The sequence below is a fragment of the Plantactinospora sp. WMMB782 genome, assembly GCF_049179135.1.
Classification (GTDB): Bacteria; Actinomycetota; Actinomycetes; order Mycobacteriales; family Micromonosporaceae; genus Plantactinospora.
Genome location: NZ_JBMHMC010000007.1, coordinates 3,981,481 through 4,004,700, shown reverse-complemented (window position 1 = coordinate 4,004,700; position 23,220 = coordinate 3,981,481). Strand labels below are relative to the sequence as shown.

Annotated in this window: 22 protein-coding genes; 17 read left to right on the top strand and 5 right to left on the bottom strand. The window is 73.1% G+C overall.

Annotation, left to right across the window (positions count from 1 at the left end; all coding sequences use genetic code 11):
- Nucleotides 1-1,092 precede the first annotated feature (1,092 nt).
- The 8 genes from ACN28A_RS20355 to ACN28A_RS20320 all read left to right on the top strand — a co-directional run bounded on the left by ACN28A_RS20355 (nucleotide 1,093) and on the right by ACN28A_RS20320 (nucleotide 10,295).
- On the top strand, nucleotides 1,093-3,321 hold the full coding sequence (locus ACN28A_RS20355; protein ID WP_421397123.1) for a nitrate- and nitrite sensing domain-containing protein: 2,229 nt from the start codon (nucleotides 1,093-1,095) through the stop codon (nucleotides 3,319-3,321).
- A complete protein-coding gene (locus tag ACN28A_RS20350; RefSeq protein ID WP_421397122.1) occupies nucleotides 3,293-3,712 on the top strand; it encodes a roadblock/LC7 domain-containing protein in 420 nt (139 codons plus the stop codon). Before ACN28A_RS20355 ends, ACN28A_RS20350 begins: the two co-directional genes overlap by 29 nt.
- 6 nt (nucleotides 3,713-3,718) lie before the next feature.
- The gene (locus ACN28A_RS20345) at nucleotides 3,719-4,102 is read left to right on the top strand and encodes a DUF742 domain-containing protein (RefSeq protein ID WP_421397120.1); all 384 of its coding nucleotides are present in this window, start codon (nucleotides 3,719-3,721) and stop codon (nucleotides 4,100-4,102) included.
- A gap of 70 nt (nucleotides 4,103-4,172) precedes the next feature.
- Nucleotides 4,173-4,907 carry a cellulose binding domain-containing protein gene (locus ACN28A_RS20340; RefSeq protein WP_421397119.1) on the top strand — a complete coding sequence of 245 codons (735 nt, stop codon included), beginning with the start codon at nucleotides 4,173-4,175 and terminating at the stop codon, nucleotides 4,905-4,907.
- A gap of 181 nt (nucleotides 4,908-5,088) precedes the next feature.
- A complete protein-coding gene (locus tag ACN28A_RS20335) occupies nucleotides 5,089-5,283 on the top strand; it encodes a CsbD family protein (RefSeq protein ID WP_278058831.1) in 195 nt (64 codons plus the stop codon).
- A gap of 289 nt (nucleotides 5,284-5,572) precedes the next feature.
- Entirely contained in the window at nucleotides 5,573-6,775 is a 1,203-nt protein-coding gene (locus ACN28A_RS20330) for an ATP-grasp domain-containing protein (RefSeq protein ID WP_421397117.1), read from the top strand.
- Nucleotides 6,772-8,667, top strand: coding sequence for an IucA/IucC family protein (locus ACN28A_RS20325; RefSeq protein WP_421397116.1), 1,896 nt, complete (start codon nucleotides 6,772-6,774; stop codon nucleotides 8,665-8,667). Before ACN28A_RS20330 ends, ACN28A_RS20325 begins: the two co-directional genes overlap by 4 nt.
- A gap of 56 nt (nucleotides 8,668-8,723) precedes the next feature.
- Nucleotides 8,724-10,295 carry an IucA/IucC family protein gene (locus ACN28A_RS20320; protein WP_421397114.1) on the top strand — a complete coding sequence of 524 codons (1,572 nt, stop codon included), beginning with the start codon at nucleotides 8,724-8,726 and terminating at the stop codon, nucleotides 10,293-10,295.
- Nucleotides 10,296-10,332: 37 nt separating this feature from the next.
- Here ACN28A_RS20320 and ACN28A_RS20315 read toward each other — a convergent pair whose 3' ends face one another.
- Nucleotides 10,333-12,561, bottom strand: a complete 2,229-nt coding sequence (locus ACN28A_RS20315) for a hypothetical protein (RefSeq protein WP_421397112.1) — start codon at nucleotides 12,559-12,561, stop codon at nucleotides 10,333-10,335.
- 335 nt (nucleotides 12,562-12,896) lie between these two features.
- Here ACN28A_RS20315 and ACN28A_RS20310 point away from each other — a divergent pair, with 335 nt between their 5' ends.
- From ACN28A_RS20310 to ACN28A_RS20285, 6 genes are all read left to right on the top strand, one after another.
- Nucleotides 12,897-13,115, top strand: coding sequence for a winged helix-turn-helix domain-containing protein (locus ACN28A_RS20310; RefSeq protein WP_421397110.1), 219 nt, complete (start codon nucleotides 12,897-12,899; stop codon nucleotides 13,113-13,115).
- 255 nt (nucleotides 13,116-13,370) lie between these two features.
- Nucleotides 13,371-13,631: a hypothetical protein gene (locus ACN28A_RS20305; protein WP_421397109.1), complete on the top strand. Its 261-nt coding sequence runs from the start codon at nucleotides 13,371-13,373 to the stop codon at nucleotides 13,629-13,631.
- A complete protein-coding gene (locus ACN28A_RS20300) occupies nucleotides 13,628-14,287 on the top strand; it encodes a hypothetical protein (protein ID WP_421397107.1) in 660 nt (219 codons plus the stop codon). Before ACN28A_RS20305 ends, ACN28A_RS20300 begins: the two co-directional genes overlap by 4 nt.
- On the top strand, nucleotides 14,235-14,684 hold the full coding sequence (locus tag ACN28A_RS20295; protein WP_421397105.1) for a hypothetical protein: 450 nt from the start codon (nucleotides 14,235-14,237) through the stop codon (nucleotides 14,682-14,684). The genes ACN28A_RS20300 and ACN28A_RS20295 overlap by 53 nt, the downstream gene beginning before the upstream one ends.
- 10 nt (nucleotides 14,685-14,694) lie before the next feature.
- Complete coding sequence (locus tag ACN28A_RS20290) at nucleotides 14,695-15,906, top strand: type III PLP-dependent enzyme (RefSeq protein WP_421397104.1); 1,212 nt, start codon at nucleotides 14,695-14,697, stop codon at nucleotides 15,904-15,906.
- Between the two features lie 52 nt (nucleotides 15,907-15,958).
- Entirely contained in the window at nucleotides 15,959-17,245 is a 1,287-nt protein-coding gene (locus tag ACN28A_RS20285; RefSeq protein ID WP_421397103.1) for a GNAT family N-acetyltransferase, read from the top strand.
- A 10-nt stretch (nucleotides 17,246-17,255) separates the two neighbouring features.
- Here ACN28A_RS20285 and ACN28A_RS20280 read toward each other — a convergent pair whose 3' ends face one another.
- The gene (locus ACN28A_RS20280) at nucleotides 17,256-17,642 is read right to left on the bottom strand and encodes a MerR family transcriptional regulator (protein ID WP_421397101.1); all 387 of its coding nucleotides are present in this window, start codon (nucleotides 17,640-17,642) and stop codon (nucleotides 17,256-17,258) included.
- 51 nt (nucleotides 17,643-17,693) lie between these two features.
- On the opposite strand from ACN28A_RS20280, the gene ACN28A_RS20275 reads away from it, so the two are divergent.
- Nucleotides 17,694-18,455, top strand: a complete 762-nt coding sequence (locus ACN28A_RS20275) for an MBL fold metallo-hydrolase (RefSeq protein WP_421397099.1) — start codon at nucleotides 17,694-17,696, stop codon at nucleotides 18,453-18,455.
- A 131-nt stretch (nucleotides 18,456-18,586) separates the two neighbouring features.
- On the opposite strand, the gene ACN28A_RS20270 is transcribed toward ACN28A_RS20275, so the two are convergent.
- Nucleotides 18,587-19,849: an erythromycin esterase family protein gene (locus ACN28A_RS20270; RefSeq protein ID WP_421397097.1), complete on the bottom strand. Its 1,263-nt coding sequence runs from the start codon at nucleotides 19,847-19,849 to the stop codon at nucleotides 18,587-18,589.
- A 74-nt stretch (nucleotides 19,850-19,923) separates the two neighbouring features.
- On the opposite strand from ACN28A_RS20270, the gene ACN28A_RS20265 reads away from it, so the two are divergent.
- Nucleotides 19,924-20,115, top strand: coding sequence for a DUF2795 domain-containing protein (locus tag ACN28A_RS20265; protein ID WP_421397096.1), 192 nt, complete (start codon nucleotides 19,924-19,926; stop codon nucleotides 20,113-20,115).
- Nucleotides 20,116-20,139: 24 nt separating this feature from the next.
- Here the strand turns inward: ACN28A_RS20265 and ACN28A_RS20260 are convergent, their stop codons facing one another.
- Complete coding sequence (locus ACN28A_RS20260) at nucleotides 20,140-20,787, bottom strand: LuxR C-terminal-related transcriptional regulator (RefSeq protein WP_421397094.1); 648 nt, start codon at nucleotides 20,785-20,787, stop codon at nucleotides 20,140-20,142.
- Complete coding sequence (locus ACN28A_RS20255) at nucleotides 20,775-21,917, bottom strand: histidine kinase (RefSeq protein ID WP_421397093.1); 1,143 nt, start codon at nucleotides 21,915-21,917, stop codon at nucleotides 20,775-20,777. The genes ACN28A_RS20260 and ACN28A_RS20255 overlap by 13 nt, the downstream gene beginning before the upstream one ends.
- A 112-nt stretch (nucleotides 21,918-22,029) precedes the next feature.
- Here ACN28A_RS20255 and ACN28A_RS20250 point away from each other — a divergent pair, with 112 nt between their 5' ends.
- Nucleotides 22,030-23,217, top strand: a complete 1,188-nt coding sequence (locus ACN28A_RS20250) for a serine hydrolase domain-containing protein (RefSeq protein ID WP_421397091.1) — start codon at nucleotides 22,030-22,032, stop codon at nucleotides 23,215-23,217.
- The last annotated feature ends 3 nt before the right edge of the window (nucleotides 23,218-23,220 follow it).

The window sequence follows — 23,220 nt, the reverse complement described above, 5'->3', positions numbered from 1 at the left end:
CCGACGCACCGGGCACGCCCCGCCCAGGGGCCGGCCGATCGGGCACGTCCGGCGGAGCAACCGACGCACCGGGCACGCCCCGCCCAGGGGCCGGCCGATCGGGCACGTCCGGCGGAGCAACCGACGCACCGGGCACGGCCGGCGCAGGGGCCGGCCGATCGGGCACGTCCGGCGGAGCAACCGACGGACCGGGCACGGCCGGCGGAGCAACCGGCGCAACGCCTGCGGGGGGCCGCGCAACCAGTAGACCGGGCTCGGCCAGCTGAGCAGCCGGCGAATCGGCCACGGCCACCCGAGCACCTGGCGAACCGGCCACCGCTGCCGGAGCGCCAGGTGCCCGGCGGTGGCAGGTCCGGTCCGGGCGTGGGGCCGGCCGGACCCGGTGCCCTGGGACCGGAACGCGGCGGGCCTCGGCCCGGACCGGCGCAGCGTGGTGACGCCGGGACCGGTCCGGCAGGACGCGACGGCCCCGACTCCGGACCGACACGGGGCGAAGGCCCGGCCGCCCGGCCGACCGACCGCAGCGGCTCCGGCTCGGTGCATGCCAGGCCCGGCGCTGACCCCGGACCGACAGCACGCACCGGATCCGGTCACGGGCCGACGACATCCGGTCAGGGGCCGACGACACGGACCGGCTCCGGCCCCGGACCGTCAGCACGGCCCGGATCCGGTCACGGGCCGACGACACGGACCGACGCTGACCCCGGACCGACAACACGCACCGGATCCGCTCAGGGGCCGACCGCACGGACCGGATCTGGTCCCGGACCTTCCGCGCGCCCCGGACCTGGTCCCGGGCCGGTACCGGCTACCGGGCCGGCGGGGCGTGCCGGGGCCGGGCCGGCGGGGCGTACCCGGGCCGGGGCGGCTGAGCAGGTGAGGTCCGGGGCGGTGAAGGCTGAGGCGCGGCCGGAAGCGGCCGGGACCGGCTCGGCCGGTGCGGCCGGTGCGGCCGGTGCGGCCGGTGCGGCCGGTCCAGTCGCCGGGAAAGATGCAACCGGCGGGAAAGATGCAACGGGCGGGACCGGGGCAACCGGCGGGACCGGGGCGCCGGAGAGGCTGGGAGTCGCCTCGAAGGCACCCGGCAGGATCGTGGCCAAGGTTGCCGCGCTGCTGGTCGTGCTGACCGTGCTCTGGGCGTACGCCAGCTACCTGACCGCACGGGACGCGATGGACCTGCTCGCGGTCCGTACCCTCGGTACCCAGCTCGGCCAACCGACCGACGCGCTGATCCTCGACCTCCAGGCGGAACGCCGGCTCAGCATGGTCGAGTTGGCCGCACCGGGCCGGCACCGCGCCGCCCTGCTCGAACAGCGTGCCCGCACCGACACGGCGGTCGAGGCGCTGCGTCGGTTCACCGGACGGACGGACCTGCGGCTGGCCACCGTCGGCGCGGTCCGGGACCGGGCGGCGGAACTGGTCCGGCGGCTGGACGAACTCGGGCCGCTCCGGGCGGACGTCGACGGCGGCCGGGTCGAGCGGGCCGCCGCCGCCGCGTCCTACGGAGACATCATCGATGCCGGCTTCGCCGTGTACGGCTCGCAGTGGGCGAGCCGGCGCAGCGAGCTGATCGAGGAGACGCGTACCCTGCTCGCGCTCTACCGGGCCGCCGAGCTGCTCTCCCGGGAGGACGCCCTGGTGGCCGGTGCGCTCGCCTCGCCCAGGTTGACCGGGGCGGAACACGCCCGGCTGGTCGATCTGGTGGCGGTGGCCCGGTTCGTCCGGGCCGAGGCGGCGGCCGGACTTCCGGAGTCGGAGCGGGTCGGCTACGACCGGCTGGTCAGCGGTCCGGTCTTCGCCACCCTGCACGCCGTCGAGACGGAGCTGCTGACAGCCGACTGGGACGGCGGGAGCCCGCCGGTGCAGCCCGCCGGATGGCAGGCGACGACCGAACCGGCCCTGTCCGAGCTGCGCGCTCTGGTCAGCACCGGGGTACGCGACAGTGTCGACCGGGCCTCCCGGGGTGCGGCCGGAGTGGTTGTCCGGGCCGGGCTGGTCGGCGGTCTGGGGCTGGTGCTGCTGGTGGCCGCCTTCGTACTCGCCCTGCGCGGCACCCGACGGGTCGTCGCCCGGCTCGACGAGTTGGGCACTGAGAACGCCACCCTGGCCGACGCCCGGGACGGCCTGACGGCGGAGCTGACCGCCCAGCGGAACCGGGCGGCCGAGCTGACCGACCGGGCAGCCAGGCTGACCGACCGGGCGGCCGAGCTGACCGCCCAGCGCAAGCGGCTCACCACCCAGCGGGAGCAGCTGGTGGTGCAGACCGGGCAGCGGCAGGCGGAGGCCGACCGGGTCACCGAACGGGCCGCGCAGATCGCCGCCCGGCTCGCCGCCCACCAGCGGGCCCGGGAGGTCAACGCCTGGTTGACCCGGGAGAACCAGAGCCTGCTGCACCGGCAGATCGGCCTGCTCGACGCGATGGAGCGCCGGGAAACCGACACCGAGGAACTGGCCGAGCTGTTCCGGCTCGACCATCTCGCCACCCGGGTCCGACGCAACGTTGAGCAGATGATCAGCCTCTCCGGCGGTACGCCCGGCCGGCGCTGGCGGCAGCCGGTCCCGCTTGTCGACGTCGTACGCGGTGCGGTGGCCGAGGTGTCCGACTATCCCCGGGTACTTGTGGCTCCGCACTGGTCCGGGGCGGTCGCCGGGCGGGCGCTGCCGGACCTGATCCACCTGCTCGCCGAGATCGTCGAGGCCGCGCTGCACGGCTCGGCCCCGACCACCACCGTCCGGATCGCCAGCGAGGCACGCGCCGACGGCCGGGCGATCATCGTCAGCGACGACGGCGTGGGACGGAGTCCGGCCGAGCTGGACGCCGTCAACGAGCTGCTCCGGGACACCCCGAACACCGGCCCGCTCAACGGCGCGGTCGGGATGTACGTGGTCGGCCGGCTCGCCCGCCGGCACGGCGTCACCGTCGAACTGACGGCCGGCCCCCGGGGCGGAACCGCAGCGATCGTGCTGGTGCCGGCTACTCTGCTGGTCGAGACATCCGAACCCGAACCGGCTCCCGCCCCGGACACCACCGTCGCACCGGGGCGACCGACCGACACCGCCGTCGGACCGCCGGCCGGTGCCTCCCGACCCGGGGCCGCACCGGCGCTCCCGGTCCGGGTCCGCCGTCCGGACCCGGGGAATCCGGTCGGCATTCCGAGCCGGACCGCCGGCTCCGCGCAGAACGGCGCGCCCGTCCGGCGTGCCGCAACCGACTGGTCGGCGACGATGGAGCTGCCGGTAGCGCTCCCGGCACCCGGCGACGGCCAAACCGAGAGCAGCGGAAGGACGACAGGTGACTCACGCAGTGGTCACGACGGATAACCTGGTCCGGATACTCGACGAGTTCGTGGACCGGGTCTCGGCGGCCGAACACGCCGTCGCGCTCTCCCCGGACGGGCTGCTGCTCGGGGTCTCCCGGGGGGTCGGCGGCGAGCTCGCCGAGCAGCTCTCCAGTGTGGTCGCCGGGTTGCAGGCGCTGGCCCAGGCCGCGGCCCGCTACTCGGGCGACGGCGCGGTGCGCCAGGTCATCGTGCAGATGCAGAAGGCGTTCCTGTTCGTCGCCGCGACCCGGGGCGGTGCCATCCTCGCCGTACGGTTCGCCGGGGACGCCGACGTCGACTCGATGGCGTACGAGGTGGCGTTGGCGGCCGGCCGGGCGGACACGCACCTGCCCACCTTTCCGGTACCGGCCGATGACCTGACCGGGGGGTGACACGCGGTGCGCACCGGTGCAGGAGGTCGGCACGAGGACGCCTGGTACGACCAGGACGCCGGACCGGTGGTCCGCCCGTACGCGATGACGCGGGGCAGGACGCAGCCGATCCGGGGACAGTTCGATCTGATCTCTCTGGTGGTGGCCCGCTGGCCGGTGCCGCAGCGTTCCGACCTGACGCCCGAGCAGTCCGAGATCCTCGTGCTGTGCCGCCAGCCGCTCTCGGTGGCCGAGGTCGCGGCCGCGCTGGACCTGCCGGTCGGCACCGTACGGGTGCTGCTCGGCGACCTGCTGGACGCGGGCCTGATCGACACCCACGAGCCGTCGGTGCTGAACGTACCTTCGGAGGACCTGCTGGAGGCTGTGCTCGCCGGGTTGCGGGCGCTCTGACCCGCCCGGCCCGGGCCTGACGGGCGGGGGCGGCACGGCGTCGCCACCCGTGCAGCGAAAGGGAAGTCACGTGCGCAATGATCGACAACGTCCGGCGCGTACCCTGCCGGTCGCCATCCTCGACGCGCTGCTCGCCGGTGCCGCGGCGGTGCGGGCCCCGGTCCGCCGGCTGGCCCGGATGCTGCCGGCCCGCCGTGCCGACCGGGCGGTGGCGAGCGCGATCGGGGCTGCGGCACTTGTCGTGGTCGTCGGCACCGGATTCCTCGTCTTCGCACTGCTCCGGACGCCGGACCAGTTCGCGCCGCTTGGTGTGGCGCCGCCGCCCTCCGCCGAAATCGAGGTGGACCCCGGGGACGGGGCGGGCGACGCGACCGGCAGCGCGACCCCACCCGCCTCCTCGCCACCGGCCGGGTCACCCGCACCACCGGGCAACGGGTCTCGGAGCCGGCCGCAGCGGCCCGCCTCCCCGTCCCCCGCCCCGCCGCCGACCCTGGCCGCCCGGTACGCGACCGAGGACGTCACGCTGCTCAACTACACCGCTTCGGTGACCATCACCAATCCCGGCCCGGGTACGGCCAGCGGGTGGCGGCTGGTCATCACCCTGCCCCGGACGACCCAGTCGGTCGCGGCGGTGGAGGGCGCCGAGGCCAGCCGGGACGGTGCCACCTGGACCTTCGTGCCGACCGGGGCGACCAGTCGGGTGCCGGCGCGCGGCTCGGTGCAGGTGCGGTTCCGGGTCGACGGCGCCCTGATCGACGGCGAGCCGACCGCGTGCACGATCGACAACCGCGCCTGCCAGGCATGACCAGCGGCGCTCGACCGAATGGTGAAGCGGCCGACTGGTGATGCGGCCGACTGGTGAAGCGGCCGAATGGTCGGGCGGCGAGCTGGTCGAGCGGCGGGCCTGCTCCGGTTTCGGTGCTGGCGGGTCGGGGCACTAACAGGGCAACGGAGCGTATGCACCACGGCCATTAGTGGAGGACACCATGGGCATCGGAGACAAGATCCGGCACAAGGTCGAGGAAGTGACCGGCGCGGCCAAGGAGAAGGTCGGCGACGCGACCGACAACGAGCGGCTTCAGGCCGAGGGCGCGACCCAGCAGACCGAGGCCAACGTCAAGCAGGCCGGTGACCACGTGGGCGACGCCGCCCGCGACACCCGGGACGCGTTCCGGGGCTGACTTCCGTTCCATCCGGCGGGCCCGGGTGGTGGGTGCCTCGACCCTGGCACCCACCACCCGGGTCCGTTCGTCTGCCGCTGCCCCGCCGCTCGTGCCCGCCGCCAGCCGGGCCGGCGCGACCCGGTGCTCTCCGGGACGCCGGCTCGGTGACGCGCCGGACGCCGACACGCGGTCCGTGATCGGTGGGCAGATTTCCATTCCGCGCTGGGCAAGGCTAATCTTCCGCTAGGTAAGCCTTACCTTAGTGGAAAGAGGGACGCCGGGTGGCACCGCCGGAGGAGACTCGTCCGTGCGGCTCTACCTGACGGCGCTCAACCCGACCGACTCGGTACTCGACGGGTTCCTGCCGGCGGCCGTCCGACTCGGACTGCCGGTGACCGTGTTGACCGACCAGCCCGCCGCGTGGCGGGTGGAGCCGGTGCGACGGTCCGGGGTGGAGATCCGGGGCGCGGACGTCCGCGACGTGCGCGGCGTACTTGACGCGGTGCAGCAGGGCGAGCCGCCGGTCGCGCTGCTGTCCAACAGCGACCACCTACAGACCGCGACAGCGCTCGCCGCCGAATACCTGGGACTGCCCGGCAAGGACTGGCGGGCCACCCTGCGCGGCAAGGACAAGGGACTTACCCGGCGTACCGTCGCCGACGCCGGACTGGACCGGGTGGCGGTGGTGGCGCTGCATCCGGACGACCCGGCGGAGCGGGCCGGGAACGTCCCCTTCCCGGCGGTGGTGAAGCCCCGGGAGGGCGTGGCCAGCGAGGACGTCTACCTGATCGAAGACATGGCCGAGCTGCGACGCCGGGTCGCCGAGATCCGCACCCGGCGCCCCGGCCAGGATCTGCTGGTCGAGGAGTACCTGGCCGGCGAGCTGCACACCCTGGAGACGCTGGGCGACGCAAGCGGCAGGGCGGTGCTGGGCGGCTGGCGGACCAGCCTCGGGCCGCCGCCGACCTTCACCGAGGAGGCTCTGGACTGGGCCCCCGAGTTGCCGGCGCCGGTACTCGGCCAGGTGCTCGCCCAACTCGACGCGCTCGGGGTCGGCTTCGGCGCCTGCCACACCGAGTTCGTTGTCACCGACGACGGCCGGGCCCGGCTCGTCGAGGTCAACTACCGGCTGGTCGGCGACCGGGTCGACCTGGTGATGGCCGACCTGCTCGAGCTGCCGCTCTTCGCGCACGTCATCCGGATCCACGCCGGAGATCCGCTGCCGCCGCTGCCCGACCCGGTGCACCTGGCCCGGCACGCCCGGGTCGAGTGGGTATGTGCCGACCGCTCCGGGACGCTTGCCGCCGCGCCGGGACCGGTGGATGCGACCGGACCGGCCGGGGTCACGCTCGGCATCCGTCCACTCCGGACCGTCGGGACGACCGCACCGCTAACCGGCACCAACCGGGACTACCTGGCGGCGCTGCACGGGATCGGACCCGACCCGGCGACGGTGCGCGCCGCGCTGGCTCGCTTCCGGGCGGCCCACCGCTGGAGGATCGAGGGATGACGACGCGACGCCCGGCGGAGCCGACGAGCCCGGCCGGCGGCGGCTCGCGCGCACGACAGCACCGGACCACCCACGACATGGTGCGCGGAACCGCCGCCGACGCCGCCGAGCGGCAGCTCTTCCAGCGGGTACTGGACGCGCTGCTCCGCGAGGACCACCTCGGCCTGGCCAGCAGCGGGCGGGCCGGGGGTCGGTGGTGGCTGACCCGGATCCCGGGTGCCCGGTTGGCACTGCCGGTCCGCCCCGACGGCTTCCAGCACGAGCTGCGCACCGCGGCAGCGGAACTGCTGGTACTACCCGACCCCGACTCGGAACCGGAGCGGGAGCGGGAACGGGAACGCGTTCCGGAGCCGTCGGCGGCACCTGGTGGCAGCGCCGGCTCCGATGTTCCGGTGCGCGTGGTGCGGGACCTGGACGGGCTGCTGGACGTACTCGCGCCGGTGGGCGATCCGGAGGCCGAGCAGGGGTGGCGGGTGTTCCGCGCCGAGTGCCGGGACGATCTCGGGGCCCGTCGACTCGCCGACCGGACCCGGAACAGGGTGTACGCCGGACTCCTCGCCGCCCGCGCCGGTACGCCGGACGGGATGGCCGGTGCGCTGCTTGACGACGTACTGGCCGCCCGGACCGATCACCCGGTCTATCCGACCAGCCGGGCCCGGATCGGGCTGGACCATGCCGACCTGCTCGGGTACGCCCCGGAGCACGCCCCGCGCTTCGCACTGTGCTGGCTGCCGGTGCCGCGTGCCGAACTGACCCTGGCCGGCACGCTGCCGCCCTGGTGGCCGGCGTCCGGACGGCCGGAAACCGTGCTGCTGCCGGTGCACCCGCTGACCGCCCAGCGGCTCGACCTGCCGGTGCTCCGCGCCGACCGCATCGCCACCGGCAAGCCGCCGACCGCGCCCGACGCGCCCGAGGTGCTCGTCCGGCCGACCCTGTCGACCCGGACGGTGGCGCTGGTCGACGACCCGTACACGCATCTGAAGTTGCCGCTGGCCACGGCGACGCTCGGGGCCCGCAACACCCGTACCATCGCGCCCGGCACCCTGGTCGACGGCGCGGAACTGCACCGGCTGCTGGCCCGGATCGCCGCCGCCGAGCCGGCGTTCACCGGCCGGATCCTGCACGCGGACGAGAGCTGCTACGGCCATGCCGGTGATCCCGTCCGATCCTTCCTGGTCCGCCGTTTCCCGGCCGAGCTGGCCGGGCGGGTCGTCGTCCCGGTCGCCGCGCTCGCCGCCGAGGACCCGGCCGGCGGTACGGTCGCGCAGCGGGTCGGCGGCCCGGACCCCCGCCCGCTGCTGGAGTCCTATCTGGACCTGCTCGTCGACTGGCACGGCTATCTCTGGCTTCGGCACGGCGTCGCGCTGGAGGCACACCAGCAGAACATCCACCTCGTCCTCGACCGGCCGACCGGCGGCGGTCAGCCCGGCGCCGGGGTCCGGCTGCTCTACAAGGACAACGACGGTGCCCGGTTGGTCCGGCGGCCGGGCCCGGCGCTGCGGGACGACCGGATGTGGGTCACCGATCCCGGCGAGCTGGCCGACGTGTTCACCACGATCACCCTGCACCTGGCCGCCGCCGCACCGCTGCGCGCCCTCGCCGAGCGGGGCGTGCCGGTGCCGGACCCCGGCACCGCGCTGCGGACCCGGCTGACCGCCGCCCGGGACCGCTGGGCCGGCACCCCGGCCGGAGCGGAACGAGACGCCCCGGCCGGCTGGGACGTGGCCGCCGCCGGACGGCAGCTCACCGAACGCGTCCTGACCGCCGACCGGTTGCCGGTCAAGGCGATGCTCACCGCCGGCACGCTGCTGCCGAAGCAGCGCACCGGCTGTGCCGACATCAACAAGTACTACCGGCGCACCGGCCCGAACTACCTGCGGTCCGACCGGTGACCGGGGTGGCGAACCGGGCGCCGGGAAGCAGGCACCGCAGCAGCGAGGAGCAGCCGATGACCGCCGCCGTGTCCCGGCCCACCGCCGACGTCGCGAGTACGCACACGCTGCTCGGCTGCGTCGCCCGGGAGGTCGCCGGGCCGGAACGGCAGACCACGCTCGCCGACGGGCACGCCGTGGTACGGCTGCCGCGCAGCGCCGTACTGCTGCGCTGTGCGGTGGCCCGGGTCTCCGAGGTGGGCGCGCACCGCTACCAGGGGCCGGTGCAGCGGCTCTCCGCCGGCACCTGGGCACCGGTGGACGCGGCCGAACTCGCCGCGCTGGTCGCCGACGAGCTGACCCTGCGCACGGGGGTACGCAACGACGAGTTCGCCGAGCAGGTGGTGGCGAGCCGGGACGCGCTGGACCGGGTACTCCGGCTGCGCCCGGCGGCCGATCCGGACCCGACCGGCGACCCGGCGATCGACTCTTATGTGGACTCCGAGCAGTCGCTGGTGCACGGCCACCCCCGGCACCCGACGCCGAAGTGGCGCAGCGGCGACGTCGAGGCGTGGAACGCGTACGCCCCGGAGCTGCGGACCAGCCTGCGGCTGCGCTGGATCGGCGTACCGGAGGAACTGCTCGGCTCGGCGGGACCGTTCGACGAGCTGATCGGGGTACTCGACCCGCCGGAGGCACCGGTCGGGTACGCCGTACTGCCGGTGCACCCCTGGCAGTACGCGCTCGCCCGCCCGCTCGACCCCCGACTCGTCGACCTCGGTACGGCCGGTGCGATACTCCGGCCGACCGCCAGCGTGCGTACCCTCTACGCCCCGCGCGCCGACCTCTTCGTCAAGACCAGCCTGCACGTCCGGATCACCAACTGCGTGCGAAAGAACGCCCGTTACGAGCTGACCGGGGCGGTGGCGCTGACCCGGCTGCTCGCCGGGCTGCCGCTGCCGCCCGGGGTGGCGCTGCTGCCCGAGCCGGCGTACCGGACGGTGGAGCTGCCGGTGCTGGACGAGACGTACGGGGTGATCCTGCGCGGCGGGCTGCGCCCGCACCTGGCCGACGGCGAGACGCCGCTGCTCGCCGCCGCCCTGGCCGCCGCGCCGCTGCCGGTGGCCGACCCGGTCGGCTGGTGGGCGGCGTACGTCCGGCTGCTCGTCCCGGCCGTACTGGAACTCTGGGGGCGGCACGGGGTGGCGCACGAGGCACACCTGCAGAACGTGGTGGTGGTGCTGGACGCCGAGCGGTGGCCGGTGCGGATGCTGCTGCGCGACCTGGAGGGGGTCAAGCTGGACACCGAGCGCCGGGCCGACTGGCTCGCCCGGCTGCCGGCCCCGATCGGGTACGACCCGGAGCAGGCGTTCAACCGGGTCAGCTACTGCCTCTTCGTCAACCATCTGGTCGAGCTGGCCGGGGCGCTCGCCGACGCGCGACCGGGGATCGAGGCGCGACTCTGGGCGGTGCTGCGCGAGGTGGTGGCCGAGACCTCCGCCCGGCTCGGCGAGCCGCCCCGGCTGCGGGCGCTGCTGGCCGGCGTACCGCTGCCGGTCAAGGCCAACCTGCTGGTGCGCTGGCAGCGGGCCGCCGACCGGCACGCCGACTACCTGCCCTTCCCCAACCCGATCGGGGAACGCTGGTGAGCACGCGTGCGCCGAGCCCGAGTCCGAGCGCGGCTCGTCAGAGGCCGAGGGCGCCGATGGCGGCGGGCAGGGTGGCCGCGACGGCGAGTTGGCGTACGTCGTGGTGCTCGCGGACCGACACCCGGCAGGTGCCGTCGTCGTAGTGCACGGCGACGGGTTGCCCGGGATGGTGGCGGGCGAGCCGGCGCAACAGGGGTACGGGATCGTCGACGGTGCTCGGGGTCGGGTTCTGCGGTACCGGGATCGGTGCGGTCGGATCGGCAGGGACGTTTCCGGCGATGGCGAGTTCGAGATAGTCGAGGCAGTACGCGGTCGCGGCCTCCGGGGTGGGCTGGGTGGGCGGATCGGCCGGGGCGGGCGGGACGCCTGGACGGTCGACTGTGACGTCCCAGCTCTCGCCCTGGACGAGGAGCAGGTCGCCGGCATTCCGGCTGTGGTCGGTGAGGGTGATCGTGACCGTCAGCCGTAGCCCGAGGAGGAGCCGGAGCAGGTCGGCCAGGGGCGGCGCCTCGGGCCGACGGGCGAGCACGAACAGTCTGGCTGCGGGGCGGCCCCGGGCGGCCCAGCTCAGATACTCGGTGAGCGGGTCGGCGTCCGGCTGGTGCAGGGTGACGGTGCCGTCCCGGAGACAGTGGTCGAGGGTGCCGCCGCCGTCGAGTTCGACCAGGTCCTCCGGGCGTACGCCGAAGTGGTCGGCCCAGCCGGCGAGCCGGAACTGTTCGGGAAGCTGGTGCAGCGGTTTGCCGCCGGGGTGGGTCGCGACGTGCGACGCCGGAACGTGCTGCCCGGCTCGCCAGTGTTCCTCCCCCGCCGGCCGGGCCGGCTCGGCGACATCTCCGGCAAGGTCGTCGGGCCGGGCGAGGCCGTCGGGTCGGGCGAGGCCGTCGGGTTGGGCGGTGAGGTCGGCCCGCCAGGTCTGCTCGCCGGTCTGCCAGCCGGACGGACCGGCCCGCCAGTGCAGGTGCGCGACCCGGCCGGCCAGGTCGGTGATGGTGACCGTCACCGCGCCGTGCAGCCGGCGGCTGTCGAGACAGGTGTGGCAGCGCAGCACTGACGGGCTGCGGCCGGAGCCGGCGCAGTGCGGACACTCCGGGTCGGCGCGGTCGGTGCCGAGCCGGCAGCCGCAGCGGCGCAACCGGCTGTGCGGATCGCAGTCGGGGCAGTCGACGTACCGGACGGGTGGACCCTGCCAGGATGGTGCCGGCGGCTGCCATCCGCGCCGCAGTACCGGCGAGCGGCGGCTGACGATCTGCCCCGTGGACCGTTCGGTGAGGGTTTCGGTGCTGCCGTCGGCGCGCAGGCTGGTGTGCCACCAGCGTCCGTCGCGCCAGACCGCCTGCGCCCCGCAGGTCGGGTCGCCGGTGCGCAGATCGACACAGTCGGCGAGGATCCGCCGTTCGAGCTGGTCCAGGTCGATCGTCGACGGCCCGGCCGAGGGTGCTGTGCCGGTCAACTGGTGGGCGGGGGTGGTCAGGCCGCGCGCCTCCAGCCCGTAGAGGGCGTCGAGATCTGTCGTGGCGGTGATCGCGCCGGCCAGGTCGTCGGCGTACCCGTAGGTTTCGGTCGGGACCGGCCCACCCGGCACCTCGAACCGGACCGCCCAGGTCAGCGCAGGCGTGGCGGCCAGCCGGCGGGCCTCGACCACCAGGTCGAGGCAGAGCAGGTCGGCCAACCGGCACCACCGGCGCAGTTCGGCCGCCGCCTCCCGTTCCGGAACGACGGTGGTACGACCGAGGTAGAGCCGCCACGCGTCGTTGCTCTCCCCGGCGATGGCCTCCGCCTCAAGCACTTGCCGCACCGGCCCGGGTTGGTCCGGCCGCCAGGCGCGCGGCAGCAGGACGAGCGGCCCGTCCGGTTCGGCGGGCTGCCGGACGTCGGTCCACGAGCCGACACCGACCAGGCCGGCCAGCTCCCGCAGCAGCGGGCCGAGCGGCAGATGCCAACTTCCGCCGCCGTCACCCGGCCAGGGCGTCGGGTCCACGACTCCGGGTACGACGTTCGCCGACGCCACCGCTCCGCTGTCCAGGTTCGTCATCGTCAGCACGAGTTGCGCCCGCCGCCGACCGGTCTGCTGGCAGTCGTGGCACGGGCGGCCGACCGTGCCGACCCCCTGACACTCCCGACAGTCCCGGTACGCCTCCGCCGCCGCCGGCCGGTCCTGCTCCGTGACCAGCAGGCGGTCACCGCCGTAGGTGCAGTGGCAGCGGTCGAGCGTGAACGCGAGCCCGTCACACGACCGGCACGACACCACCGGCACCCCGGCCATCAGAACCCCGCCAGTAGCCGTGCCGAAGCCGACCGGCGCCCCGGCCTGAGCCGCCGTAGCGACTCCCCCTCCCGCTGCGACATCCACTGAGACGGAACGCGCACGACCTCACCGACCTCTCTCGACCATGGCAGTAGCTGGACCGGGTGGTCCCGGCCCGAGCCCGGGACGGACAACCCGCGCGAGCTGGCCGTCCCGAGCAGTAAGTGATCACAAAGTGCTACCTAGGGATCACCCAGACAGAACATATCGCGGTATGCGCGAGAAGTACAGGTAGTTGAACCTGTCGACCGTGCGTGATCGAATCGACCTGCTACCTAGGGAGATACGCACACATGGTCACGCCGAACTACCAGCGTGTCGCCGACGACCTACGCGAACAGATCAAGTCTGGAGCGCTCGGTCCGGGCGATCGCCTACCCTCGATCCGGCAGCTCCAGGCCGATTACGGGGTCGGCAACAATGCCGTCCACATGGCGATCGTCATCCTGAAGTCCGAAGGTCTCGTCTACGGCCACCAGGGCAAGGGTGTCTTCGTGACCGAGTCGGAGTAGGCGGTAGCCGCGACTCGCGTAGCGAGCGGTCGACAGGGCTGCGGCCTCGGATGCTCTCGGATAGTGTTCGACCCGCCACCCAGGAGTGACACACCAGCGATGTCCGTCCTTGCTGGCGCACGTCCCACAGCCGTAGGGCACTGGCACTCGCGAAGTGACACGGCCAGCATCGAGCAGGTCAGGGCCGAACTCGCCGCCAGCGGCTGGACAGTCGGGACTTCAGGGATCCGAGACGCCAACACCGGATGAGGTGCAATGAACGTCGGAGATGTGAAAGCCACAGTTCGTCAGGGCCTCCGGGCCGTCGACACGGGACGGCGCACGATCGAGGCGGTCGCGGCCGAAACAGCGGACGCCACCAGTCGGGCCGGCTACGCGGTGTACGACAGCAGCCATCCCGAGATCGACGAGGCGATGACCTGCCTACGGGAGGCGGCCCGCGAGGTGGAACTAACGAACCGTCGCATCGAAGCGACGACCGAGGCAGCCCACGAGTTCCTGAAAGCCCTGGGATGAGCAGCGTTGGCGACGTCGTCGCACAACTCCGCGAGGTGATCGAGCAACTGGACCGGACCGCGATGGCGGCGATCCGGGCCCAGCAGGACCTGACGAGCGGACACTCGTCCTTCACCGACGCGGGACGAGGAAGTGACCACCCGAAGATTCGCCTGACGATCTCCGAAGCCGAGACGGCCGGCGCGAAGGCCGGCAAGATCGCTCGCTTGTTGGCCGACGGCGCCGATCACTTCGCGGCCTACATCAACATCATCGCACCTGGTGCCGTGCCACCACGAGGCCAAGCTACGAATTCCGCACCGTCCGGTGAGGAAATCGTTCAGGATGCAGCCAAACGCGCCTCCATCTTCCGCAAGGCGTCGAGAGCGACGACGCACAACGCCGAACAGGTGGGCGACTACGCCAAGAAGTTTGCCGACTTCATCGACGCGGCCCGCCCGAAGGGCGCCAAGGCGCAGATTCAGCAGCAGGAACCTCCGCCCGCCGCGACTCCACCCCCGACCCATGGCGAGACGGCGCAGGCACTGGTGGTGACAAGCGCCGTTCTGATAGCGGGCGCACTGCATCTCGTTGACAAGTTCAGGCAGAAACGAAAGGACAACCATGACAGAGCGACGCGCGCACCTCGAACTGATCCGCCTGATCTCGAAGGGTGACGGAGACAGCTACCGCCGGCACTGTGCGCACCTTGACGCCGAAGGCTGGGAGGGGTTCGGGGAGGTGGTCGGCGCCGCCTTCTTCCTCGCGGCCGACCGCGCATTTGGCACGAACGTCTCGACCGCCGAGGTGATCCGCTTCGTTGCCGATGCCAGGGCAGAAATCCAGGACACCGGCTTCGATCTCGACCCCAGGGCCGCCGAAACGCTGATACTCGCGGCCAAGACCGGCAAGCCGGACGCACTCGAAAAGCTCGACCAACAGACGATCATCGAGAACGAGATGCTACTCCTCTGGAAGTTTCTAGAAGATCTTGACGACACGGGTCTCGACAGCTTCTTGAACGAGGTCGAAGCGCTCGTTGAGCAATGGAGCAGGGACGCCCAGCTTGACTAGCATCAGCGCGGTGAGCGCGAGGAACGAGCCCGGAATCCGAACCCGCCAGCGCCGACGCACGGCGACCTCGGTGCCGGGTCCCGCCAAGCCGGGTTACTGGTACGACCTGGCCGGGCTGGACGCCTGGGCGGCGGCGGTCCGGGCCGCGTTGCCGGCCGGGGTCGAGCTGCTCTACGCGATGAAGGCGAACCCGGACCCGGGCATCCTGGGTACCCTCGCCCCGCACGTCGACGGCTTCGAAGCGGCCAGCGGCGGCGAGCTGCGGCACCTGGCCGAGGTCTTCCCCGGCACCGCCCCGGCTGCCTTCGGCGGGCCCGGCAAGACCGACCCGGAACTCGCCGCCGGGCTGGCCGCCGGGGTACGCCGGTTCCACGTCGAGTCTCCGACCGAGCTGTACCGGCTGTCCCGGCTGGCCACCGACCGGGGCGTGACCGCCGACGTGCTGCTCCGGGTCAACCTGCCGGCGACGGTCGGCGGGGCGGTGCTGGTGATGGGCGGCCGGCCGAGCCCGTTCGGGATGTCCCCGGCCGACGCCCGGGACTGTGCCGGGCTCGACCTGCCGGGGATCCGGATCCGGGGCGTGCACGCCCATCTCGGCAGCGGACTGGACGCACCGGCCGCCGCCGGGCTGGCCCGGACGATCGTGGAGTGGGCGGTGGCCGAACTAGACGCCCGGGAGGTGAACGTCGGCGGCGGCATGGCTGTCGACTACACCGACCCGACCGCCCGGTTCGACTGGCCGGCGTACGGGGCAGCGCTCGCCGACCTGCTCGCCGGGTATCCCGGCCGGACGCTGCGGATCGAGCCGGGCCGGGCGATGGCCGTCTATTGTGGACGTTACCGGGTCGAGGTGCTGGACGTGAAGCGTTCCGGTGCCGAGTGGTTCGTGGTGGTGGCCGGCGGCACGCACCAGTTCCGCACCCCGGCCGCGAAGGGGCACTCGCAGCCGTTCACCGTGCTCCCCCGGCCGGAGTGGGCGCACCCGTTCCCTCGGCCGGTCACCGGTGACTCCGGGCCGGTGACCGTCGTCGGGCAGCTCTGCACTCCGAAGGACGTGCTGGCCCGGCTGCCGGACGCGGCCGTACTGCCGCCGCCGGGCCGGATCGCCGCCGGTGACACGATCGTCTTCGAGATGGCCGGCGCGTACGCCTGGAACATCAGTCACCGGGACTTCCTGATGCACGACCCGCCGGAGTTCCGGACCGGCGTACCGGAGAACTGATCCGCGCGCCGAAGGACTGACCGGCGACCGATCTCTGACTATAGTCAGAGAAATGACGGCGACGACACAGGCGACCACACAGGAACAGGCGGCGACAGCGGAACAGGCGGCGATCCTCGACCAGGCCCGGTCGGTCCGCGACTTCAACCGCTACTACTCGCAGCGGCTCGGGCTGCTCACCGACCGCTACCTCGGCCAGGACCGGCCGCTGAGCGAGGCGCGGCTGCTCTACGAGATCGGCACCGGCGCCTCGGTCCGCGATCTGCGCGCCCGACTCGGCTGGGACTCCGGCTATCTGAGTCGGTCACTGCGCTCACTCGCCGGGCAGGGCCTGGTCCGGCTCCGGACGCACGAGACGGACGGCCGGGTCCGGGTCGCCGAACTTACCGACGCCGGCACCGCCGAACTCGCCGAACTGGACCGCCGGTCGACCGCCGCGGCCGGTGAACTGCTCGCCCCGCTCACCGCCGCCCAGCGGGCCGAGCTGATCGAGGCACAACGGCGTACCCGCCGGCTGCTCCGGCTGGCCGCCGTCACGGTCGAGCCGACCGACGCCGACTCGGTCGCCGCCCGGCGCTGCCTGGCCGAGTACGCCGCCGAACTCGCCACCCGGTTCCCCGAGGGCTACGACCGGACCGCCCTGGTCAGCCCGGACCAGGTCAGCGGCGGGGCCGGCGCGTTCCTGGTCGCCTACGAGCAGACCCGGCCGGTCGGCTGCGGCGGCATCCGCACCCTGGCACCGGGGGTGGCCGAACTGTGCCACCTCTGGGTGCACCGGGACGCCCGCGGGCTCGGGCTCGGCCGGCGGCTGCTCGGGGAGCTGGAGCGGCAGGCGGTGAGCCGGGGACTGCACACCGTCCGGCTCGGCACCCACCGCTCGCTGCCGGAGGCTGCGGAACTCTACCGCTCGGCCGGCTACCACGAGATCCCGGCCTACGGCGACAGCCCGTACAACCAGGTCTGCTTCGCTCGGGTGCTGGCCGACGGAGTACCCGGGACCGGGCTGCCGTCGCTGCACGGCCGGCGGTTCCGCGCGGTCGCCGAGGTCGACGGCGGCGAGGTCGGCACCGCGACCGTCTTCGACTACCGGGAACGCGGCGGGGAGGTCTCGGCGAGGTACGCCGGCGGCAGCATCCGGACCGGCCACCTGGTCGGCACCCGGGACGGTGACACCCTCGACTTCCGCTACGTGCAGCTCAACACCGCCGGCCAGACCGCCACCGGGCACTGCGTCAGCCGCATATCGAAGCTGCCCGACGGCCGGCTGCGGCTGGACGAGACCTGGACCTGGGAATCCCGCGAAGGCTCAGGCGCCAGCGCCGTCGAGGAGATCGAGTAACCGTTGTGGCTCAGGGCGCCGACGACACGAAGTCCTGACAGGCGGGACACTCGCGAAGCACGGGGTGGGAACACTCCAGGACGTGATCGAGGAAGGCCGCGACCCGTTCGAGTTGGGCACGTTGGCGGTTGATCACGTCGCGCTGCTTGGCGACGAGGCGCCGGCGCTCGTGTCGGCGGCCGTTCAACAGCTGGGCGATCACGCTGAGCGACATGCCGGCCTGCTGGCACTTGATCGCGATCGAAAGCGCATCCAGCAACTCCGGGTCGTAGCGTCGGGCGCCGCTCGCGGTGCGATGCGGAGTGATCACCCCTTCGACCTCCCAATGCCTGAGGAGGTGTGCCGAGACCCCGAGACGTTCGGCCGCCTCGCCGATTCGCAGTAGTTGCATGCGCATGTGCCAATGATCGTTGACTTCGTGCCGACACGAACTTCTACCCTGCACCGAGTGCGAATCCACGAGCTCAACTGCGGAACCCTCAACGTCCCGGGCGGGCAAGCCGTATTCGGGGTACCTCACTTCGTCTGCCGATGCCTCCTGATCGAGCTGGAAGGCCGGCTCATCGCCGTCGACACCGGGATCGGATGTGCGGACCTCGAGTCCCCCGGGCCTCGCCTGGGTGAAGGCTGGATCGCGCAGGTCAACCCAGCACTCGATCCCGACGAGACGCTCATTGCCCGCGTCATCTCGCTGGGCCTGGATCCGGGAGACATCTCCGATGTGATTCTGACTCACCATCACCGCGACCACGTTGGTGGCCTTGCCGACCTCCCGGCGGCCCGCGTTCACGCCACGAGCGCGTGTCGATCCGCTGTTGAAGACGGTGACGGACGTGTCATGCCCGCACAATGGGCGCACCGTGTGGCGTGGGCTCCCCCGCCCACCCCGGCGCATCCGTGGCGGGGACAAGCCTGCTGGGCGCTCGACGACATCCCGGCATCGATCCGTCTGGTCGCGTTGGCCGGCCACTCGCCGGGACACGCCGGCGTACTGATCGAGAACGCCGCCCAGGGGCAGGAACTCCTGCACGTCGGTGACGCGATCTACCACCACGCACAGCTTGCCTGCACCGCACCGCCCGCAGTCGAGGCGTTCGCCGCCGCGACGCAACACGACGAAACCGCCAGACTCCACACGCAACGACTGCTGGCGGAGCTTGCCGACGACAGGTCGGTTCGCCTGGTCAACTCACACGACCCCTACCTCTGAGCCACCCGCACGGCGAGTTCTCGGCGAGCGTGATACCACCAGGTCATCATGATGCCTCTGTGGTATCACGCCAGAACCTCCTGCCGCCGTCTCTCGCGGCTCGAAGCTGGCGCTGAGCTGCACCGCCAACGCTAGACGCCGGAGGGGTACGTCTCCAGTTCACCGGGGGCGGCCGAGGCGGGCAGCGGGTGCAGGGCGGTGGTGTGGTCGCACCAGAGAAAGGCGTCGTAGCGGTCGCCGAGCCGGGTCGGCACGTAGTTGCCCCACGCCTCGAACGACGGGTCGTAGACCACCCCGATCGCCCGGTGGTCGGCCTCGTCGTCCAACCAGTCCGGCCGGTCGCCGTCACCCGCGTCGAAGACCAGCAGCGCGCGCTCGGGCAGCACGTGGTGCATCCGCTCCTCCACCGAGCCGGGCCGGGCCGGCGGCACGGTCATCACCTCGGCCGGTGCGCCCCACCGGTCGGCGGCGACCACGCTGCCCTGGTAGCTGCCGAAGCCGACCAGCACCACGTCCTCGGCGCCGTACCGCTCGCGGGCGAGCTGGCCGATGTTGACCATCCCACCGGCCGCCATGTCGGTGGCCCGGGCGTCACCGACGTGCGTGTTGTGCGCCCAGACGACCGCCCGGGACCGCGGGCCGTACCGGTCCAGCAGCCGGTCGAGGGTGTCCATCATGTGGCTGTCCCGCACGTTCCAGGACTGCGGGCCGCCGCCGACCATCGCCCGGTAGTACCTCTCCGCGCCGGCCACCACCGCCGCGTTCTGCCAGGCCGAGAAGGCGTCCGCGCCGTCGGCGGCGGCCCGTTCCCGGGTACGCGCCAACAGCCGAACCACCTCCTCCTCGCAGCGGGCCGAGACGAACCGGCTGGCCAGCCCGTACTCCTCGATCCGGCTGCCGTACGGCTCGAAGCACCGGTACGCCTCCTGGGCGGTCTCCAGCGACGCCGGGTCCTCCTCGCCCAGGTAGTCCAGGATCGCCCGCATCGAGTCCCACAGGCTGTAGACGTCGAGCCCGTGGAAGCCGGCCCGCGACCCGTCCGGCCGGTCGATGTTCCACGCCCGCAGCCACCGGCAGAACCGGGACACCTCGGCGTTGGCCCACATCCAGGTCGGCCACCGCTCGAACCGTTCCAGCGCGCGCTGCGGGTCGTCGTCGCCGCCCGGCGCACCGACCACCGAGCGGTGCACCAGGTCGCAGTCCGGCCAGTCGCCCTCCACCGCCACGAACGAGAACCCGCACTCGGCGACCAGCCGGCGGGTGAGCTGCTCACGGAGCCGGTAGTAGTCGTACGTGCCGTGGCTCGCCTCGCCGAGCATTACCACCCGGGCCGAGCCGATGCGCGCGAGCAGCGGGTCGAAGTCGTCCGCCGCCCCGAGCCGGGATACCAGCATGGGCGGCGGCTACCCCGCGGACCGCACCGGCAAACCCGTGGTGTGGGTGGGACGAAACCGGGTATCCGGCCGGTATGCGAGCCAACGCCATCCAGTTGCAGGAGTCGCTCGCCGGGCTGGACTACCCGGTGTCGAAGGAGGACCTGGTGCGCTGGGCCCAGGAGACCGGTGTCGACACCCAGACCCTCAAGCTGCTCCAGTCGCTGCCGGTCGAGCACTTCCAGACCCCGACCGAGATCGGCGACGCGATAATCGAACTCTCCTGACCGACGGCGAGCGACCGGGGGGTGTCAGCCCTGCCGCTGGAGGTACGCGAGTACGGCCCGAACCCGGCGATGACCGCTGTCGGCGGTGACCAGTCCCAGCTTGGCGAAAACGTTTCCCACATGCTTGTGCACGGCGTTGTCGGTGACGAAGAGTCGGGCCGCGATCGCCGCGTTGTCGTGCCCCTCCGCCATCAGCGCCAGCACCTCCCGCTCCCGGCGGGTCAGCGCCGCAATCGGGTCGCCACCGGAACGGGTGAGCAACTGCGCGACCACCTCCGGATCGAGCGCGGTCCCCCCGGCGGCGACCCGGTGCAGCGCGTCGAGGAACTCGTCCACCCGGCTGACCCGGTCCTTCAGCAGGTAGCCGATCCCGCCCCGTCCGCCGGAGAGCAGCTCGGTGGCGTACGCCTGCTCGACGTACTGTGACAGCACAAGTACCGGCAGGTCGGGGTGGGCGCGGCGGGCCCGCAGCGCCGCCCGGATGCCCTCGTCGCGGAAGGAGGGCGGCAGCCGTACGTCGACGATAGTGGCGTCCGGCCGGTGCGCGTCGACGGCGGCGAGGAAGCCGTCGACGTCCGCGGCGACCGCCGCGACCCGGCAGCCCCGGCTGCCCAGCAGCAGCTCCAGCCCGGCGGAGAGCAGCACGTTGTCCTCGGCGATCACCACCCGCACGGCAACTCCACCGTGATCTCGGTCGGCCCACCGGCCGGGCTTCGCACCGTCACGGTGCCGTCCAGCGCGGCGGCCCGGCGGCGGATGCCGGACAGGCCGCTACCGCCCCGCTCGTCCGCCCCGCCGATCCCGTCGTCCACGACGGTGACCCGGAGCAGGTTGTCCTGCCGGGACACCCGCACCAGGGCACGGTCGGCCCGACCGTGCCGGGCGACGTTGCTCAGCCCTTCGGTGACCGCGAAGTACGCCACCGCCTGCACCGCGACCGGCATCTCGGCCAACTCCCCCACCTCCAGCTCGGCCGGTACCCCGCTGCGGGCCACCACGGTACGCAGCGCACCGGCCAAGCCCTGGTCGGCGAGGACCGGCGGATAGATCGTCCGGATCACCTCGCGCAGCTCGGTCATCGCCTCCTCCGTCCCCTCGTGCGCCTCCCGGAGCAGCTCGGCCACCGCCTCCGGATCGCCCGGCAGCCGGTCCCGGGCCACCGCCAACCGGATGGCGATCGCCACCAGCCGGGCCTGGGTGCCGTCGTGCAGGTCCCGCTCGATCCGGCGCAGCTCGGCACCGTGCGCCTCCAGCACGTCGGCGCGAGTCCGGGTCAGCACCGCGACGCGGTCGGCGAGCCGCTCCGCCGCCGACGGCGCCAGGACAGCCAGGCAGACCCGGGCGTGCGCCCCGGCAAGCCGGGGGAAGCTCCAGTACGCCACCGCCGCCAGCCCGGCGACCTGCACCGGCCCGAGGGTCAGCGCCGTGGCCCAGCCGGTCACCGGCACCTCGACCAGCAGCCGGGCCGGGTCACCGACGGGGAACGCCCACCACAGTGGCGTCACCACCGCCGCCAACAGCAGGTTGCCGAGGCAGACCAGCGCCACGGCACCGGCCGGCAGCCCGATCGCGAGATGCGCCGGCAGCCAGCCGAGCGCCCGGCGCGGCCGGATCCGGTGCGGCGGCACGGCGACCCGGCACAGCCGGCCGGCCCGCCGCTCGTGCCAGGCCGCCCACCGGCGGAGCACGGCGGGATGGCCGAGCAGCGGCAGCAGCGGCACGGTCAGTACCGCGCTGGCCAGCGTGCCCAGCAGGTATCCCGTCGCCCACCACACCCGGGCCCGGTCTTCTCCTTCGCGCATCGCTCTCCAGCCTCACCGGGCGACGGCGGGATGGCACTACAGCCAGCGGTACCATTTTCCGGCCGGTCCGGGGTATCGAGTCAGCCCGATACGGCGGCCTAGCGTCCCCGCCATGAGATTCTCGCTCCTGCGCGCCACCGTCGTCGTCGCGACGCTGGCCGCCCTCGGCGGCGCGGCGACGGTGGTCGCCGGCAACGCCGGACCCGAACCCAAACCCAAACCCACCCACCGCCAGGACCTGGAGCGCCTGCGCGGGGACGCCGACGCGCTCACCGCCCTCGGGGTGACCGGCGTGCAGGCCCGGCTGGTGCTGCCGGACGGCACCTCGCAGGTCGCCACCAGCGGCGTCGCCGACCTGCCCGGCAAGCGTCCGGTGCCGCCGGACGGGCATTTCCGGATCGCCAGTACCGCGAAGTCGTTCGTCGCGGTGGTGGCACTGCAACTCGTCGGCGAGGGGCGGCTCGGCCTGGACGACACCGTGGAACGCTGGCTGCCCGGCCTGGTCCGGGGCAACGGAAACGACGGGCGCCGGATCACCGTACGGCAGCTCCTCCAACACACCAGCGGGATGCCCGACGACTTCCCGGACCACGCCTCGGCGGAGGACTACCGGCGGCACCGCGACGACGTGCACACTCCGGAGTCGTTGGTGGCCCGGGCGCTGAAGCACCCACCGGCCTTTCCACCCGGTACGGCGTGGCGCTACTCCAGTACCGGCTTCGTTCTGGTCGACCTGATCATCGAACGGGTCACCGGCCGACCCTGGCACGAGGAGGTTTCCAGCCGCATCATCAAGCCGCTCCGGTTGACCGGTACGAGCTGGCCGGGGCGTACGCCGACACTGCCGGAGCCGCACGCCCGGGCGTACCAGCCGTTCGACACACCGACCCTGGTGGACGTCACCGACCAGATCGTCGCCGACCCCGAGGGGGCGGTCATCTCCACCACCCGGGACCTGAACACGTTCTTCCGGGCCCTGCTCGGCGGCCGGCTCCTCCGGCCGGCCCAGCTCGCCGAGATGACCCGGACGATGCCGATCGGCCCGGATTTCGCCGAGCTGCTACCCGACACCCGCTACGGTCTCGGCCTGTTCGAGCGGCCGCTGCCCTGCGGCGGCACGTACTGGAGCCACGGCGGCGGGGACGGCGGCTACATCACCGACAGCGGGGTCACCGCCGACGGGCGGCGCAGTGTCGTCGTGTCGATGTCCAGTGTGCTCGGCCGCGCCCCCGAGGACCACATACGCCAGCAGCGCGCCATGGACACCCTGGTCGGCAACGCCCTCTGCGGCAGGGAGTGACCG